The organism is Flavobacterium sp. EDS (assembly GCF_020991525.1).
Taxonomy (GTDB): Bacteria; Bacteroidota; Bacteroidia; order Flavobacteriales; family Flavobacteriaceae; genus Flavobacterium.
This window is the reverse complement of sequence record NZ_JAJMOZ010000001.1, coordinates 41,058-58,389: the sequence shown is the minus strand read 5'-3', so window position 1 is coordinate 58,389 and position 17,332 is coordinate 41,058. Positions and strand designations below refer to the sequence as shown.

General features: G+C 32.2%; 19 protein-coding genes. 7 read left to right on the top strand and 12 right to left on the bottom strand.

What is annotated here, in order from left to right; genetic code table 11:
• Positions 1–298 precede the first annotated feature (298 nt).
• Positions 299–538, top strand: coding sequence for a hypothetical protein (locus LPB87_RS00270; protein ID WP_230604309.1), 240 nt, complete (start codon positions 299–301; stop codon positions 536–538).
• 174 nt (positions 539–712) lie between these two features.
• On the opposite strand, the gene serB is transcribed toward LPB87_RS00270, so the two are convergent.
• From serB to LPB87_RS00240, 6 genes are all read right to left on the bottom strand, one after another.
• The gene (serB, locus tag LPB87_RS00265; RefSeq protein ID WP_129540871.1) at positions 713–1,942 is read right to left on the bottom strand and encodes a phosphoserine phosphatase SerB; all 1,230 of its coding nucleotides are present in this window, start codon (positions 1,940–1,942) and stop codon (positions 713–715) included.
• Positions 1,943–2,212: 270 nt separating this feature from the next.
• Positions 2,213–2,656 carry a VOC family protein gene (locus tag LPB87_RS00260; RefSeq protein ID WP_230604307.1) on the bottom strand — a complete coding sequence of 148 codons (444 nt, stop codon included), beginning with the start codon at positions 2,654–2,656 and terminating at the stop codon, positions 2,213–2,215.
• A gap of 26 nt (positions 2,657–2,682) precedes the next feature.
• Positions 2,683–3,126, bottom strand: a complete 444-nt coding sequence (locus tag LPB87_RS00255; RefSeq protein WP_230604306.1) for an SRPBCC domain-containing protein — start codon at positions 3,124–3,126, stop codon at positions 2,683–2,685.
• A gap of 10 nt (positions 3,127–3,136) precedes the next feature.
• A complete protein-coding gene (locus tag LPB87_RS00250) occupies positions 3,137–3,544 on the bottom strand; it encodes a VOC family protein (protein ID WP_230604304.1) in 408 nt (135 codons plus the stop codon).
• 153 nt (positions 3,545–3,697) lie between these two features.
• Positions 3,698–4,102 carry an SRPBCC family protein gene (locus LPB87_RS00245; RefSeq protein WP_230604302.1) on the bottom strand — a complete coding sequence of 135 codons (405 nt, stop codon included), beginning with the start codon at positions 4,100–4,102 and terminating at the stop codon, positions 3,698–3,700.
• A 38-nt stretch (positions 4,103–4,140) separates the two neighbouring features.
• Entirely contained in the window at positions 4,141–4,548 is a 408-nt protein-coding gene (locus LPB87_RS00240; RefSeq protein ID WP_230604300.1) for a VOC family protein, read from the bottom strand.
• Between the two features lie 141 nt (positions 4,549–4,689).
• Here LPB87_RS00240 and LPB87_RS00235 point away from each other — a divergent pair, with 141 nt between their 5' ends.
• A complete protein-coding gene (locus LPB87_RS00235) occupies positions 4,690–5,655 on the top strand; it encodes a helix-turn-helix domain-containing protein (protein ID WP_230604299.1) in 966 nt (321 codons plus the stop codon).
• 82 nt (positions 5,656–5,737) lie between these two features.
• Here the strand turns inward: LPB87_RS00235 and clpX are convergent, their stop codons facing one another.
• The 6 genes from clpX to LPB87_RS00205 form a co-directional block, all read right to left on the bottom strand.
• Positions 5,738–6,970 carry an ATP-dependent Clp protease ATP-binding subunit ClpX gene (clpX, locus tag LPB87_RS00230; RefSeq protein ID WP_129540864.1) on the bottom strand — a complete coding sequence of 411 codons (1,233 nt, stop codon included), beginning with the start codon at positions 6,968–6,970 and terminating at the stop codon, positions 5,738–5,740.
• 175 nt (positions 6,971–7,145) lie between these two features.
• Positions 7,146–7,820: an ATP-dependent Clp endopeptidase proteolytic subunit ClpP gene (clpP, locus tag LPB87_RS00225; protein ID WP_035617906.1), complete on the bottom strand. Its 675-nt coding sequence runs from the start codon at positions 7,818–7,820 to the stop codon at positions 7,146–7,148.
• A 168-nt stretch (positions 7,821–7,988) separates the two neighbouring features.
• Complete coding sequence (locus LPB87_RS00220) at positions 7,989–9,314, bottom strand: trigger factor (protein ID WP_230604298.1); 1,326 nt, start codon at positions 9,312–9,314, stop codon at positions 7,989–7,991.
• 119 nt (positions 9,315–9,433) lie between these two features.
• Complete coding sequence (locus LPB87_RS00215; protein ID WP_230604296.1) at positions 9,434–9,778, bottom strand: phage holin family protein; 345 nt, start codon at positions 9,776–9,778, stop codon at positions 9,434–9,436.
• A 56-nt stretch (positions 9,779–9,834) separates the two neighbouring features.
• Positions 9,835–10,599, bottom strand: a complete 765-nt coding sequence (locus LPB87_RS00210; RefSeq protein ID WP_129540862.1) for an alpha/beta fold hydrolase — start codon at positions 10,597–10,599, stop codon at positions 9,835–9,837.
• Positions 10,600–10,602: 3 nt separating this feature from the next.
• Positions 10,603–11,316: a pyridoxine 5'-phosphate synthase gene (locus tag LPB87_RS00205; protein ID WP_230604294.1), complete on the bottom strand. Its 714-nt coding sequence runs from the start codon at positions 11,314–11,316 to the stop codon at positions 10,603–10,605.
• A 115-nt stretch (positions 11,317–11,431) separates the two neighbouring features.
• Between LPB87_RS00205 and LPB87_RS00200 the strand changes: the two genes are divergently transcribed.
• The 5 genes from LPB87_RS00200 to bamA all read left to right on the top strand — a co-directional run bounded on the left by LPB87_RS00200 (position 11,432) and on the right by bamA (position 17,322).
• Complete coding sequence (locus LPB87_RS00200; RefSeq protein ID WP_129540858.1) at positions 11,432–12,091, top strand: CBS domain-containing protein; 660 nt, start codon at positions 11,432–11,434, stop codon at positions 12,089–12,091.
• 85 nt (positions 12,092–12,176) lie between these two features.
• Positions 12,177–13,061: an NAD kinase gene (locus tag LPB87_RS00195; protein WP_129540857.1), complete on the top strand. Its 885-nt coding sequence runs from the start codon at positions 12,177–12,179 to the stop codon at positions 13,059–13,061.
• Positions 13,062–13,234: 173 nt separating this feature from the next.
• Positions 13,235–13,918: a DUF6089 family protein gene (locus LPB87_RS00190; protein WP_129540856.1), complete on the top strand. Its 684-nt coding sequence runs from the start codon at positions 13,235–13,237 to the stop codon at positions 13,916–13,918.
• A 4-nt stretch (positions 13,919–13,922) separates the two neighbouring features.
• On the top strand, positions 13,923–14,660 hold the full coding sequence (locus LPB87_RS00185) for an isoprenyl transferase (protein WP_129540855.1): 738 nt from the start codon (positions 13,923–13,925) through the stop codon (positions 14,658–14,660).
• On the top strand, positions 14,593–17,322 hold the full coding sequence (gene bamA / locus LPB87_RS00180) for an outer membrane protein assembly factor BamA (protein WP_230604292.1): 2,730 nt from the start codon (positions 14,593–14,595) through the stop codon (positions 17,320–17,322). The genes LPB87_RS00185 and bamA overlap by 68 nt, the downstream gene beginning before the upstream one ends.
• Positions 17,323–17,332: the final 10 nt, after the last annotated feature.

The following is a 17,332-nucleotide window of genomic DNA, read 5'->3' as shown; positions in this document are numbered from 1 at the left end:
TCTTCAAAAAAAATAATCATTTTAATAAAATTATAAAGTTCCATTCTTTGTGTTCACGAGCGAGACGCTCGTGCTAACTGAGGAAAAATCAAAATTAACTACTTTTTTATTGAAAGGGAAAGTCCTTTGATTACAAGGGTTTTTTGCTATATTTGCTTTTCCTAAATTACAGAATCATGACATCTAAAAAACTTTTGCCCGTGCGGTATGGTGGCGGTATTGGAAACAACCGTAACACTTCTGTAAGTGTAGGACACCTTAGCTACACGGGTTTTATATTTCCTAAAATTACAGAGTTATGATTACAAACACAAACAACCTTTCAGAAGAAGCCAAAACAAGGCTTATGAATTTTTTCAGCCATATGATAGAACCAAAAGATATGGCTAAGGTAATTAGGCAAGCAAATTATCTTCTTGCTATAAGTGCTATTAGGGAAAATCAATGCCTTCAGAACGAAATGATCAACTTCGAAAACAGCTTTTATTGGCTCAATGAATTAGCCGAAGCTTTAAATCCTTATTTGAATGTAGAATAAGTTTTAATTCGCATATTTTTATTAAACCTCGATTTTAAAAAATCGAGGTTTTTTTGTTTAATTTCTAGGGTTAGCGTAAACATCCTACTTGTTTACGCGATTTTGTCAGGCTGAGCGGAGTCGAAGCCCCGTATATCCTTCGACTCCGCTCAGCCTGACATTATTGTAAATAAACTACATCATGTCGATATATCGGTCATGATATCCTAATAGATATAAAACACCGTCGAGTCCTAGACTTGAAATCGAGGTTGATGCATTTTCTTTTACGGTAGGTTTTGCGTGAAAGGCGATTCCTAGACCTGCTAAATTTAGCATTGGCAAATCGTTAGCCCCATCTCCTACTGCTATAGTTTGATTGATGTGAATTCCTTCCTTTTCGGCAATTGCTTTTAAGTATTCGGCTTTCTTCTGGCCATCGACGATGTCACCTAAATATTTACCAGTTAATTTCCCATCTTTAATTTCTAATTGGTTGGCATGCACGTAGTCGATGCCTAACTCTTTTTGCAAATATTCTCCAAAATAAGTGAATCCTCCCGATAATATAGCGGTTTTATATCCGTAATATTTTAAGGCTTTCATTAAACGATGCGCTCCTTTGGTTATTGGTAACTTTTCAGCAACCGATTGCAAAACGTCTTCGCTCAAACCTTCTAACAATGCCATACGTTGTTTGAAACTTTCGTTGAAATCTATTTCGCCATTCATAGCCGATTCTGTAATTGCTCTTACTTGCTCTCCTACTCCATTCAGCTCTGCCAATTCGTCTATTACTTCCGTTTGAATTAGTGTTGAGTCCATATCGAAACAAACTAAACGTCGGTTTCTTCTATAAATATTATCTTCCTGAAATGAGATATCTACATTTAGGGTTCTGGAAATTTCCATGAAACTCGCTGTCATTGCAATCTTATCTACAACATCTCCCGTTAGGGATAATTGTATGCATGAACGTGGATATTCTTCTGTTTCAACAACAGATGTTCTTCCTGTTAATCGTATTATAGATACAATATTTAAATTTTGATCGGATAATAATTTGGCAACTGCTGCTAATTGTGATGCTGCTAATTTTTCTCCTAGAATATTAACTATGTAACGTTGCTTGGATTGTGTTTTTACCCACTTTTCATAATCTTCGATAGAAATTGGAATAAACTTTACCTTTACTTCTAATTCATAAGCTTTAAACAATAAGTCTTTTAGAACTGGTCCTGAAGTTGAACCGGCTTGGATTTCGAACAAAATCCCCAGAGAAAGCGTATCATGAATATCAGCTTGCCCAATGTCTAAAATAACGGCATCATAAGTAGCCAATACCGCTGTTAATCCTGCTGTAACTCCTGGTTTATCATGACCTGAAACTTTTAATAAAATAATCTCTTTATCTTCTGTTGTCATTTTATCTTTATTGATTTAGAAGTGACAAAAATCGGCAATCTATTGTTGATAAAAAAGAATATGCTTTGTTTTCTTATAAAGAAAAAACACAAATCGATATGATTTATTTAAATAATTTAATGTTCTGTTCTAATGCTTAATATAACTTGTATTGGGACAACTTTTAATAAAAAAAGATTATTTAGAATAACTGAAGAAACAAATAAGTCTTGTTCTAAAATCACCCTAAATAATCTCCTGAATTAATTAGCTTATAGTAATTAATTTAATTTAGCTGCTTGGCATATTCTCATCAAAATTCACCATCCAGTTTACTCCAAACTTATCGGTAAGCATTCCGAAATAAGCTCCCCAAAAGGTTTTACCCATTGGCATAAATGGATTTCCTCCTGCTGAAAGTCCGTTAAAGATTCTATCTCCTTCTTTTGCGCTTTCGACATTAATTGAAACAGAAAAATTCCCTCCAAAGGTTACTGCACCTGATTGTTCGGTACTGTCACTTCCCATTAATATCGTTTGCCCGATAGGTAAACTAACGTGCATAATTCGGTTAGCATCTTCACTTTCGCTTGATACTTGAGAACAATTCTCGTCTGCAGGCATATCTTTGAATTTTCCAATGTATGCAAATTCGCCTCCAAAAACTGATTTGTAAAATAGAAATGCTTCTTCGCAATTTCCATTAAAAATTAAATAGGGATTTACTGCTGCCATGATATTTTTTTTTATTGTTAGTGTTTTTATTCTTTTTCTTCTGATAATTCTTTTACCATTTCTAATCCTTTCGGAAAAACATCTTTAAAATAATCTATATATTTTTCGAGCGTATCAACTTTAGCGTCAAGAATAGTATAACCATTCTCTAGAGTCAATCGATACGTTTCCATTGCGCCAGTCCATGTTTTTGTTTCTTCATCGATTGGCATTTCTTTAAAATTTTTCAATGCACTTATATGCCTGAATGCCATATATTCGCTTGGTATTTTCTTTTCGATAATGCTATTCATTCCTTCTCCATTTGGATCTAAAAAATGGATTTCATCTCCTTCGTTCCAATTGCTTACCACATAAGTTCCTTCACAGAAAACACTTGTCCATTTTCTATATGTTTCGTCTGTCCATAAAATATTCCAAACTGTTTCTCTCGGTGCTTTAATGTTGATCTTAAATTCTAATGTTTCCATAATCTGTTTTTTATGATAATTTACTAAAATCCATAAATAAAGAATTCCAACGGTGTCCATCTAAATCTGCAAAACCACAACCGTACATCCAACCTTGATTCAAACTTGGAGCTGCAAAAACATTTCCTCCTGCTTCCTGAACTTTTTTAGCAAGTGTATCTACCTCATCTTTACTTTCAGCATCTATAGAAATTAATACCTCCGAGCTTGTTTTTGTATCTGTCAACTTGTTTTGAGAGAAATCTGTAAACATATTCTCTTCAAAAAGCATTATTACAAATTTACCTTCTCCAACTAGCATACAAGTTGATTTTGACGTATCGTGCTCTTCATTAAATGAAAAACCTATTTTCGAGAAAAAGGCTTTCGATTTTGCCACATCTTTTACTGGAAGATTAAGCCATATTTGTTTTGCCATTTTTTGATATTTTAAGTTATTATTTTTAAACTATAGAAGATAATTTAAGCTATGCTTATATACTTACCGTAAAGACATTAAGTTACAAAGTTTTTTTATTCATATTTGAGAGAAGCCTTAGAATTTTTTTCTCTTTGAACCTTTGTCTCTTCTTTAATTACTCTCTACATAACTTTTAAAATTATCTAGAATCGCCTGCCATCCACCACGTTGCATCTCTTCTGAATTTTCTGTCTCTGGATCAAAACTTTCTATTATTTCTACTCCGTTTGGAGTTTCTCTAAAAGTAATTTCCACCTTTCTCCCATCTCCAATTACATATTCAATAGCTTCGTTTTCTTTTACTAAGGTATATTCTCCTTCAAAATCAAAACTCATACTTCCGTCTCTGGCTGCCATTGTAGATTTGAATTTTCCTCCTGTTTTTAAATCATTCTCAGCGTATGGTGTATGCCATTCTGGAGATGCATTATTCCATTCTTGTATGTGTTTTGGAGCTGTCCATATCTCCCAAACCTTAGCTATTGGCGCTTTTATTGTACTTTTAATTGTTATCATATTGAATCGTTTAATAATTGTATTTTCTAAATTGATTTTTAATTTTTTGGCGCCTGACTTTCATCCATGAAAAATATCTCCCAATGATGCCCATCTAAATCCAAAAAAGCTTTTTGATACATCCAGCCATAATCTTTAGCTTCCATATATTCGATTCCACCAGCTTTTACTACTGCTGCAATTATTTCATCTACTTTTTTCCGACTATCAACAGATAACGCCATTAAGATTTCGGTTGTGGTTGCTGTATTGCAAATTTGTTTCTGTGTAAATGTTTTAAAAAACTCTTCTAACAAAAGCATTGCAAATATATTTTCTCCGATTTCTAAACAAGCTGCTTTATCATCTGTGAAATTTAAATTAAATGTAAAACCTAATTCCGTAAAAAAAGCCATACTGCGTTTTAAATCTTTTACTGGAAGATTTAAGAAAATTTCTGTTTTCATTTTTATATAAATTTACAAATTATTTAAAGCAAATTTATACTAATCACCTAGTCTTCAAGCTACAATAAAAGTCATTTTTAGGGTCATTTAAGACAAAAAAACTATTTTTGTATAAGTCATTTTCATTAAAAAAGAGAAATAATGAGTAAAAAAATTGGGTTAATCGTTCCGCATGACTATAAATTATTGAGTATTGCAGCTATTCTTGAAGTTTTTGAAACTGCTAATAAGCTACATTCTGAAAATGAAAAACCATTTGAAATATTCGTTTTTCAATCGTCCGAACAAATAGAGCAAGAAAAATTATTTAACTATAAAGTTAATTCTATCCAATCCTCTGAAGAAAAACTCGAATTGGTCTTAATTCCTGCGTTTACAACAGATGACATGAGAGGAATGATTGCAAAAAACAGCAGTTTCCTTCCTTGGCTAAAAAAACAACATTTGTTTGGGGCAGAAATAGCCAGTTTCTGTACTGGAGCCTTCTTGCTTGGTGCTTCGGGATTACTAGATGAAAAATCAGCTACAACTCATGTTGATGCCTGTAGTGCTTTTAACCAATCGTTTCCTTTAGTAAATTTAAAACCCGAAGAAACATTAACCGCCGACGGAACTCTATATACTAGTGGCGGATCAACTTCTTCTTTTCATTTACTGATTCTTTTGATTCAGAAATATTGTGGAAATGAAGTTGCTGTACAAATTGCTAAGATTTTTTCCATTGATTTAAATCGCCATAAACAAAGCTATTTTAGCACTTTCCGCCCTAATCATTTACACAATGATTCTCTTGTTGCTCAATTGCAACACAAGATAGAAAATGAATACAGTACAATAGAAAAACTGGAGGAGATTACTAAAGACATTCCGACTAGTAATCGTAATATGACTCGGAGATTCAAACAAGTAGTTGGCATTCCTCCTATAGAATATTTGCAGAACATTCGTGTAGAAAGTTCTAAAAAGTATCTAGAGCAGACACAACTTTCTATATCAGAGATTATTGAAAAAACGGGGTATAACGACCCTAAATCTTTTAGAAAAGTTTTTTACAAAATGGTTGGAATGAAACCGATAGAATATCGAGAAAGATTTAGAGTAAGATAAAAAAAAACCTGCTCAACTAAATGAGCAGGTTAAGATGAATCTTTGCCAAAGTTTTATACTTGTCAAAGTTATTTCAAAAACATTACGAAGCGATTTCTAATCGTTTCAATAAATTTTTATTCAATGTTTCTTTAGCGTACTCTCTATCAATCTCTAATGTTTTAACATCTGAACTTGGCAAATCGTACATAGCATCTGTTAAGATTGCTTCGCATAACGAACGTAATCCACGTGCTCCTAATTTATATTCTAATGCTTTATCAACAATAAAATCTAATGCTTCATCAGTAATTGTAAACGCTACTTCATCCATTAAAAACAATTTTTGATATTGCTTAATTAATGCATTTTTAGGCTGGGTAAGGATTGCACGTAATGTTTCTCTATCTAAAGGATCCATATGTGTCAAAACTGGTAAACGACCAATAATTTCAGGAATCAATCCAAAATCTTTAATATCTTTTGGAATGATGTATTGCAATAAATTGTCTTTATCGATATTATCCACATTTTTTGATGTACTATAACCAACAGCCTGACGATTTAAACGTTTTGAAATAATACGTTCTACTCCATCAAAAGCTCCACCAGCGATAAACAAAATATTTTGGGTGTTTACCTCAACAAATTTTTGGTCTGGATGCTTACGTCCTCCTTTTGGTGGTACGTTTACAACTGTTCCTTCTAACAATTTTAATAATGCTTGTTGCACACCTTCTCCCGAAACATCACGTGTTATTGATGGATTATCACTCTTACGGGCAATTTTATCTATTTCATCAATAAAAACGATTCCTCTTTCGGCTTTAGCCACATCATAATCGGCAGCTTGAAGCAAACGTGTCAAAATACTCTCTACGTCTTCTCCAACATATCCAGCTTCTGTTAAAACAGTAGCATCAACAATTGCCAAAGGAACATCTAACATTTTTGCAATAGTTTTTGCTACTAATGTTTTTCCTGTTCCGGTTTGTCCAACCATAATAATGTTACTTTTTTCAATCTCTACTTCGTCATCCAACTGTTGTTGCATTAAACGTTTGTAATGATTGTAAACAGCAACCGACATCACTTTTTTAGTTTGATCCTGACCTATTACATATTGATCTAAGAATGCTCTAATTTCTTTTGGTTTCTTTAATATTAAATCACCAACTAATTTTGAACTTCCGCTTGATTTTAACTCTTCTAAAACAATTCCGTGTGCTTGTTCGATACACTTATCACAGATATGTGCATTAATACCAGCAATTAATAAATTGGTCTCTGGCTTTTTTCTTCCACAAAACGAACACTCTAATACTTCTTTTGCCATCTATTTTTAGTTGCAAAGTTACAAAGGTTCTAAGGCTCTGAGTTTCCAATATCGAAAGCTCATAACTAAATCAACCTATAACTTCATTTTATTTTAACCTAAATTTCTTCTTTTCAAAATCACAAAGCAATGTACTTTAAAACTTTGTGCCTTTGTAACTTTGAACCTTCAAAATTTATCCTCTTCTCAAAACTTCATCAATCATTCCGTACTCTTTAGCTTCATCGGCAATCATCCAGTAATCGCGTTCGCTATCTTTATGTACTTTATCAAAAGTTTGTCCTGAATGCTGAGAAATGATGTTGTATAATTCATCTTTCAGTTTCAACATTTCACGTAGATTAATTTCCATATCTGTAGCAACTCCTTGTGCTCCTCCAGATGGCTGGTGAATCATTACTCTTGAATGTGGCAATGCTGAACGTTTTCCTGCTGCTCCTGCACATAATAAAACAGCTCCCATTGAAGCAGCCATTCCTGTACAAATTGTAGCTACATCTGGTTTAATATATTGCATTGTATCATAGATTCCTAATCCTGCATAAACACTTCCTCCTGGAGAATTTAGATAAATCTGAATGTCTTTAGATGCATCTGCACTTTCTAAGAACAACAATTGCGCTTGAACAATATTTGCAATTTGATCATCAATTCCTGTTCCAAGGAAAATAATTCTATCCATCATTAATCTTGAAAAAACGTCTAACTGTGAAATATTCAACTGACGTTCTTCTATAATATATGGAGTCATATTAGTTGGAGTCATTGCACTTACGATTTTATCGTAATACATAGCATTTACTCCTTGGTGCTTTGTAGCAAATTTTTTAAATTCTTTACCGTAGTTCATATTTTTTTGTTCTAAGTTGTACGTTACTATATTATATATTTTATTTAATCAAAGGTCATACCTCTTTATAAACAATGCCAATATGTCTTATTTTAAATTTGAAACCTAAAAAAAGAGCGTCAAAGAATAAATTCTTTTGACGCTCAAATATACTTATTTTTTTAGAAATTATTCTCCGTAAGAAGCTGCAATAAATTCTCCGTAAGTTACTTCTTTAGTTGTTGGATTTGCTTTTTCTTTAAACAACTCCAATAACTTCTCAGCTACAACTTGCTCAGAAAGTCTTTTTACTTCTTCTTGGTTTGACAATACTCTTGCAACAATTCCTTGAACTTCTTCGTCTGTTGGATTTGTTTGTCCAAATTGAGCCATTTGTTGTTTGATAGCAGCTGTTGTGAATGCTTTCAAATCTTCAAATGTAATTTGGATATTACTTTGAGCCATTGCTTTTCCTTCAATTAATTGAAAACGTAATCCTTTTTCTGATCTTGCGTATTCAACTTCTGCTTCTTCTGGAGATAATTTTTTCTCACCTACAGTTTGCAACCATTTTTTTAGGAATTCAGCTGGCAATTCAAATTTAGTGCTCTCAATTAAGAAATCTTGAACATCTGCTAATAATTTTTGATCTGCTTGTTGTGCAAATTGAAGCTCTGCATCTTCTTTAATTTTTGCTTTCAAATCTTCTAATGAAGCTACTTTACCTTCACCGAAAAGTTTATCAAACAATTCTTGGTTTAATTCTGCCAATTCAGCACCATTGATAGCTTCGATAGTAAAGTTAACATCTACATCTAAACCGTGAACATCATCATGACTTACTTTTAAGTAATCCATTAATTGGTGATCATCTTCGAATAAACCTTTAGTATTTACAGTTACAACATCTCCAACTTTTTTACCGATAAATTTATCAGCAGTTTTTTTATCTTTAAAGATAGAAAGTGAGATTGTTGTAGTATTGTTGATTCCTTTTTCTTCGTTTGTAAAAGTTCCTGTAATATCAGAATCAGCTACAACTACATCTTGAGGAATTGCTTTCCCAAATTGTTTTTGGATACGCTCTACTTGACCATCGATTAATTTATCATCAGCAGTAACGATATATTTTACGATATCATTTTTAGCTTCAAGATCAATTTCGAAGTTAGGCACTAAACCAATTTCATATTCGAATACTAATTCTTCAGCATCCCAATCAAAATTTTCGTTTTCTTTAGCAAGAGGAGTCCCAAGAAGATTTAATCTTTCAGATTGTACATAACGCTCCAAAGCCAAATCAACTACTTTTTTAACTTCTTCTTGTTTTATTCCTTTTCCGTATTGTTTTTCAACAAGATCTTTAGGAACTTGACCTTTTCTAAAACCTTTTACAGTTGCCAAAGGCATTTTTTCGTTTAATCTTTTTTGAACTTGACCTTTGTAATCCATATGAACAACGTTCAATACAATTGTCTCATTTACTGCGTTTATTGCTACTCTTTTAATATCCATCTTCTTCTTTAATTTACATAATAAAATTGGGTTGCAAAATTATAAAATTTTTGCAACCCAACCAAGCTTTTTAATATATTGATAAGAAGTCCTTTTTAAGACTCTTCCTTCTTACTATTTTATCTATCCTCCCCTAATACTTTATACGTAATTGACTGAAGAATAGACAGAACGATACTAAATATTAGCGCCGTCCAAAACGAATCGACAGTGAACCCGCCAACAATTTTTGTACATAACAAAATAATTATAGCGTTAATAGCCAACAAAAACAATCCAAACGTAATCAAAGTAACTGGCAATGTGAACAATACTAACAACGGCTTAATAAAAACATTAAGTAATCCTAGCACCACAGCAACAATTAAAGCAATAGTAAAACTAGCTACATGAACGCCTGGCATAAAATGAGCTATTAGCAATACTAAGCCTGCGGTAATCAATATTCTGAGTAGTAATTTCATATTTTTTTGTTTTAAAATTTATTTAAAAGTAATAAAATTTTCATTAAATAAAGTAATTATTTCTTCAAAAAATCGATAGCTAACTCGTAAAACATCTTAGGATTTTCGGCATGTAACCAATGCCCAACGTTTGGAATCGTCTCAATATTTGAATTTGGAAAATGCTGTTTGATGTTCTCAAAATCTGAATCTAAAATATATCTCGATGCACCTCCTCTAATAAATAATGTAGGGTTATTAAAAACTAAATCAGAGTCTAGCTCTTTACCAATAGCCTCTAAATTAGTATTAAAGACTGGTAAATTAAATCGAAATGCTAATTGCCCTGGTTCATGCCAATATAGATTCTTCATTAAGAATTGTCTTGTTCCAAAATCAGATATATACGTCGCCAAAATAGCTTCGACATCATTACGACTTGGTTTTACCGAAAAATCAACTGCATTTAATCCAGCCAAAATATCTTGATGATGTTGCGGATAATATTTAGGAGCAATATCGGCTACAATTAGTTTATTAACTTTTTCAGGATGTGTTGCGGCAAAAAACATAGCCGTTTTACCACCCATCGAATGTCCTATGACATCGACTTTATCCAAGTTATTCGCTTGACAATATTCGAAAACATCCTGCACCATCGCCTCATAAGTAAATACATCCGAATGAAAACTACGTCCGTGATTACGTAAATCTAAAATATGAACCTGAAAACCATCAGCAGCAAATTGTGTTCCAAGTGTTTTCCAATTATCAGACATTCCTAAGAATCCATGAAGAATTAGCAATGGCTTGCCCTCCCCTTCTATTTTTGAGTATAACATAAACTATTTTAATTTTCGCAAATACATATTAACCACATTATCTAATCCAAGATAAAGTGCTTCCGAAATTAAGGCATGACCAATAGAAACTTCTAATAATCCTGGGATATTTTGTTTAAAAAACTCAATGTTATCCAAACTCAAATCGTGACCAGCATTTATCCCTAAATGAAGTTCATTTGCCAATTTAGCAGCTTCTACATAAGAATCGATTCCTTTTTCGTTTCCTAAACTATATTGATGTGCAAAAGCCTCTGTATATAATTCGACTCTATCTGTTCCTGTTTTTTTAGCTCCTTCAATAATTTCAAGAACTGGATCTACAAAAATCGAAGTTCTTATTCCATTACGCTGAAACTCCTGTATCACTTCTGTCAAATACGATTGATTTTTTATAGTATCCCAACCTGCTGAAGAGGTAATAGCTCCAACTGCATCTGGAACCAATGTTACCTGATCTGGCTTGCATTCTAAAACCAAATCAATAAAATTGTGTTGCGGATTTCCTTCAATATTATATTCGGTATATACAATTGCTTTTAAATCTCGCGCATCTTGATAACGAATATGGCGCTCATCTGGACGTGGATGTATCGTTATTCCTTGCCCTCCAAATTTTTGAATATCGGTTGCAACTTTTAATAAATCTGGCACATTTCCGCCACGTGCATTACGTAACGTTGCAATTTTATTGATATTTACACTTAACTTTGTCATATAAATGGATATTAATTCTAGTAACACTATATTTGTTACGACAAAAATACAAAGTAAAACTTAGGAGTTTTTGCTATTTTTTGATTATTTTGCATCAAATATTGCTAATTGTATTATGACAGATATTACTAATTATATTACCAATGACTATAGAGCTATAAACAGTCAAGAAACCATTGCTTCAGCACAGGACTTCTTTACTGATTTAAGCTATTCGCATTTTCCAGTTCTGGAAGATGGAGTCTACATTGGTTGCATAGCTTCCGATGACATTGAAACTTTTGATAGCGACAAAAAAGTAATTGATTATAAATATACTCTCGAACATTTTTTTGCTAGAAGCAATATGATCTGGCTTGATGTATTGGAAGTTTTTGCTAAAAACCATACCAATTTAATCCCAGTTTTAGACGAAAACAATATTTATCTTGGCTTTTATGAAATAGGCGATATCATTAAATTCTTTCACGAAACCCCTTTTTTAAAGGAACCGGGCGGAGTAATAATCGTAAAAAAAGGGCTTCTAGATTATTCTATGAGTCAGATCACTCAAATTGTAGAAAGCAACAATGGTAAAATTCTAGGCGCATTTGTTTCTGATGCCAACTCAGATAGTATTGAAATAACCATTAAAATTAGCTTAGGAGCGATGAACGAAATCATTCAAACCTTCCGAAGATACAATTACGAAATCATATCAGAACACCAAGAAGACACATACATTAACAATTTAAAGGAACGCTCTGATTATTTAGACAAATACCTTAATATATAAAAAATTAGGCGGTGTGTCAATTAGATAATTTTCACATTATGCAATTGACAAATTATCTAATTGACACATTATTTAATCAAAAAGAATGAAAGTAGCTATCTACGGACAATACTATCTAAATAGTACAGACCCAATTATTAAAGACATATTTGTTTTTTTTACCTCGAATAATGTCGAAATGGTTATCGAAGCCAATTTCTTGAAGATGCTCCATGAAAAAAAGATAATCGAAAAAGAATACAAAACTTTCTCAACTCATACTGAATTAGACAGCAGCTTTGAAATGTTGATAAGTATTGGTGGAGACGGAACCATATTAAGAGCTGCAACTTTAATCCGTAATTCCGGCGTACCCATTTTAGGCATCAATGCAGGAAGATTGGGATTTCTTGCTACAGTTCAAAAAGAAAACATAGCAGCATTTATGCAATTTGTAATTGACAAAAAATATACCGTATCACAAAGATCATTATTAAGCTTAACTACAGAACCAAAAAATGAAGCCATAGAAGAACTTAATTTTGCTATGAATGAAGTTACGGTCAGCCGAAAAGACACTACATCGATGATAACAGTAGACACTTATTTAAATGGCGAGTACTTAAATTCATATTGGGCAGATGGATTAATAATATCAACCCCTACAGGCTCAACAGGATATTCATTAAGCTGTGGTGGTCCAATATTAACTCCTGATGTAAATAGTCTTGTTATTACACCTATTGCACCGCATAATTTAACAGCAAGACCACTTATAATACCAGATGATACAGAGATTAAACTTCGAGTATCAGGAAGAGAAGATCATTATCTTGTCTCTTTAGATTCGAGGATAGCTTCAATAAAAAACGAATCTATTTTAACAATAAAGAAAACCGATTTCAAAATAAATATGGTTGAAATTCCCGGAGAAACATTCTTAAAAACCTTACGCAATAAACTACTTTGGGGAGAAGACAAAAGAAATTAATCACTTTTTTAAGTATCCTTTATACTATTTGTAATGTTTTTCTCGTTTTGCAAGTGTCGAATATTCAGTAATTGTTGAGATATATCATCTATAATTCAAAAAATGACAGTTTTAACTTAATGAGCATTGATTCGTATTGATTATTATTATATTTGCACGCAATTTTTAATTAAATGAACAAAATTTTTAATTTATTGTTATGTTTCTTTTTCTTTACAAGCATGAATGCTCAGATACATGAGGTTGGTGTTTTTTTAGGAGGGAGCAATTATATTGGAGATGTTGGAAGTACAACTTACATTTCACCAGACAAGCCTGCTTTTGGGCTATTATACCGATGGAATAAAAGTCCGAGACACGCCTATCGATTTTCATATACTCAATCGACAATCACTGCAAATGATTTAGATTCGAAAGAAGGAGGAAGAAAACTAAGAGGGTATCGTTTTGACAACACAATAAGAGAGCTTTCTGCTGGACTTGAATTCAATTTTTTTGACTTCAATTTACATGAATCCAAAAGAAAAGTCACACCTTATGTATTTTCAGGATTAAGTTATTTCAGATATGATTCATTATACATTCAATCTGGAGAAACAGAAAAAGAAAAAAAGACAGGTTCAATTGCAATTCCAATGATAGTTGGTGTAAAAACAAATTTAACTACTAATTTTGTTTTAGGACTAGAAGTAGGTGCACGATATACCTTTACAGATAATCTTGATGGTAGCAATCCGGATAATGATAATTTAAAATCATTGCGTTTTGGAGATTTAAATAATAATGACTGGTATGTCTTCTCAGGAATAACTTTAACGTATACCTTTGGAAACAAACCTTGCTATTGCCCATATTAAAAAAATGAATTTAGACACAATAGATAAAACAAACTTGCCAAGACATTTAGCCATCATAATGGATGGAAATGGACGCTGGGCTAAACAACAAGGGTTTCTGAGAGCTTTTGGTCATGAAAACGGAACAAAATCTGTTAAAGAAACCATCGAATCCTGTGCCAAAATAGGAATCGAGTATTTAACATTATACGCCTTTTCTACAGAAAACTGGAATAGACCTAAATTAGAGATTGAAACTTTAATGAAGATACTCATCAATTCATTAAAAAAAGAACTCGGTACATTACAGAAAAACAATATCAAACTTAATGCAATTGGCAATTTAGAGAAACTACCTAAATCTGCTCAAAAAGAGCTTTTGGATGTTATTGAAAAAACAAAAAATAACACAAGGCTTACGCTCACATTAGCTTTAAGTTATGGCTCAAGAGAAGAACTTATAAACGCTGTTAGAATCATCAGTAATAAAGTTAAAAATAATATAATTTCAATAGACACTATTGACGATTCAATTATAAATGAGCATCTTTACACGCAAAATTTACCCGACGTAGATTTATTAATACGAACAAGTGGAGAACATAGAATAAGTAATTTTTTGTTATGGCAAATTGCCTATGCAGAGCTATATTTTACTAATGTGTTATGGCCAGACTTTAAAGAAAAGGATTTATATGAGGCTATCATTAGTTATCAAAAAAGAGAACGTAGATTTGGAAAAACAAGTGAACAAATTAAATAATTTTTTAGTGTTACAAAAAAGAATAAAAATAGTACTTACTTTATTGGTTTTTAGTAGTTTTTCACAAATAAAAGCGCAAGAAAGAATTCCATTTGACCAAGGAAAAAAATATATTCTTGCCGACGTATCTGTTGTTGGTAAAATAAGCTTCAACGAGCAAACTGTTGTCACTTTTTCTGGCCTACAAAAAGGACAAGAAATTACTGTTCCTGGTGAAGAAATAAGTGGAGCTATAAAAAAACTTGGAAAGCTTGGTCTTTTTGACGAGATTACATTCTACATAAATAGAATTGAAAATGATAGCATATATTTAGACCTAGATATCATTGAACTTCCTAAACTAAATGATGTTAAAATTGTTGGTGTTAAGAAGAGTAAAGTTGAAGGACTAATTAAAGACAATAGTTTAACAAAAAACAAAATTGTAAACGAAAATTTAATTACGACTACTAAAAATTATATCGAAAACAAATACAAGAAAGAAGGTTACTATAATACCAAAGTAACCATCACCACTACTGCAGACACCACATCTACAAACCAAGTAAACATGCTGGTTCGTGTAGATAAAGGAGATAAGGTAAAAATTAGCAAAATCGAATTTGAAGGTAATAAAGCTCTATCTGATGCTTCATTAAGAGGTGCAATGAAAGACACTAAGCAAAAAAATCCTATTCGTATTTTTAAAGCTTCAAAATTCATTAAAGACAAATACAAAGCCGATTTAGACAAAGTTATTGCTAGCTACAAAGAAAAAGGATATAGAGATGCAAGGATATTGCATGACTCTATTACGTACGATAAAAAGAAAAATACACTAGCTATAAAAGTAGATGTTGAAGAAGGTAACAAGTACTACTTTGGTGATATCAAATTCTTAGGAAACACAGTATACTCTGACCAACAATTAAATCGTTATTTAGGTATTAAAAAAGGAGAAACTTATAATGGTGTACTTTTAGAGAAAAGAATTGCCGATAAGACGAAACCTGATGCAGAAGACATCACCAATTTATATCAAAATAATGGTTATTTATTCTCTAACATTAATGCTGTAGAAGTAAAAACTGTAAATGACACTATTGATTTTGAAATTAGAGTTACCGAAGGTCCAATTGCATATTTTAACAAAATATCAGTTGTAGGTAATGATAAAACAAATGATAAAGTAATTTACCGTGAGTTAAGAACTAAACCAGGTGAAAAATATAGCAAAGATTTACTAGTTAGAACAATTCGTGAGATCGGACAATTAGGATTCTTTGATCCAGAAGCAATTGATCCTAAATTTAAAAATGTTGATGCTGGTGCAGGAACTGTAGATATAGAATACAATCTTGTAGAAAAAGGATCTAGCCAGATAGAACTTCAAGGTGGTTATGGAGGTGGTGGTTTCATCGGAACCTTAGGGCTTTCATTTAACAACTTCTCTGCTCGAAATATGTTTAACAAAAAAGCATACAAACCTTTACCAATGGGTGATGGACAAAAGGTAGCTCTTCGTTTACAAGGAAGTACTTATTTTCAAACTTATAGTGTATCATTCTCAGAACCTTGGTTTGGAGGAAAAAAACCAGTACAATTCAGTTCTTCTATATCATATAGTACACAGTTTTTAAATAACTACATTACACAAAGAGTAGACAAAAGCAAAAGCTTTAATATTTTAACATTATCTGTTGGTTTAGCCAAAAGATTATCTGTGCCAGATGATTACTTCGTATTATCTCAATCAGTTAGTTACCAACACTATGACCTACATAATTACAATACAGGATTATTTACTTTTGGAAATGGTACATCTAGAAACTTAGCCTATACTATAGGACTAACAAGAAGTAACAAAGGTATAAATCCAATATTCCCAACATACGGTTCAGAATTTAGTCTTTCAGCTAAACTTACTCCTCCTTATTCATTATTCAATGGAATTAACTATGGAGATTTAGCAAATCAAAAAGAGTACAAATTGAAGAATACGGTTGACAGATCAAATCAGCTGGATGACAATGATAATATAGTACAGATTGGAGACTATGTTGATGCAAAAGGAAACAAGGTTGATGACTATACTCTTGCAGCTACAGATCAAGGAAAAGTTGATCAAAAGAAATTTAATTGGTTAGAATACTATAAAATTAAGTTCAAAGCTGATTGGTATACCAAAGTTTATGGTAAATTAGTACTCCGAACGTTAACTGAATTCGGTTTCTTAGGTGCTTATGATCAATCAAGAGGCGTAGTTCCTTTCGAAAGATTTTATTTAGGAGGAGATGGTATGGCAAATTATTCTATGGATGGTAGAGAAACAATAGCATTAAGAGGATACGAAAATAACTCATTAACGCCAGTAAATAATAATGGTGAACAAATTGGAGCTACGATTTATAACAAATTCTCGTTAGAATTACGTTATCCAATTACATTAAAACAATCAGCTTCGATTTATGTACTTACATTTGCTGAAGCAGGTTCATCTTATGCAAATTTCAAAAACTATAATCCTTTCGATTTAAATCGTTCAGCTGGTGCTGGTTTACGTGTATTCATGCCTGCATTTGGACTATTAGGTATCGATTTTGGTTACGGATTTGATACATTACCAGGACAATCAAAACCAAGCGGTTTTAAAACGCATTTTATTATTGGGCAACAATTTTAATCGTATTGGT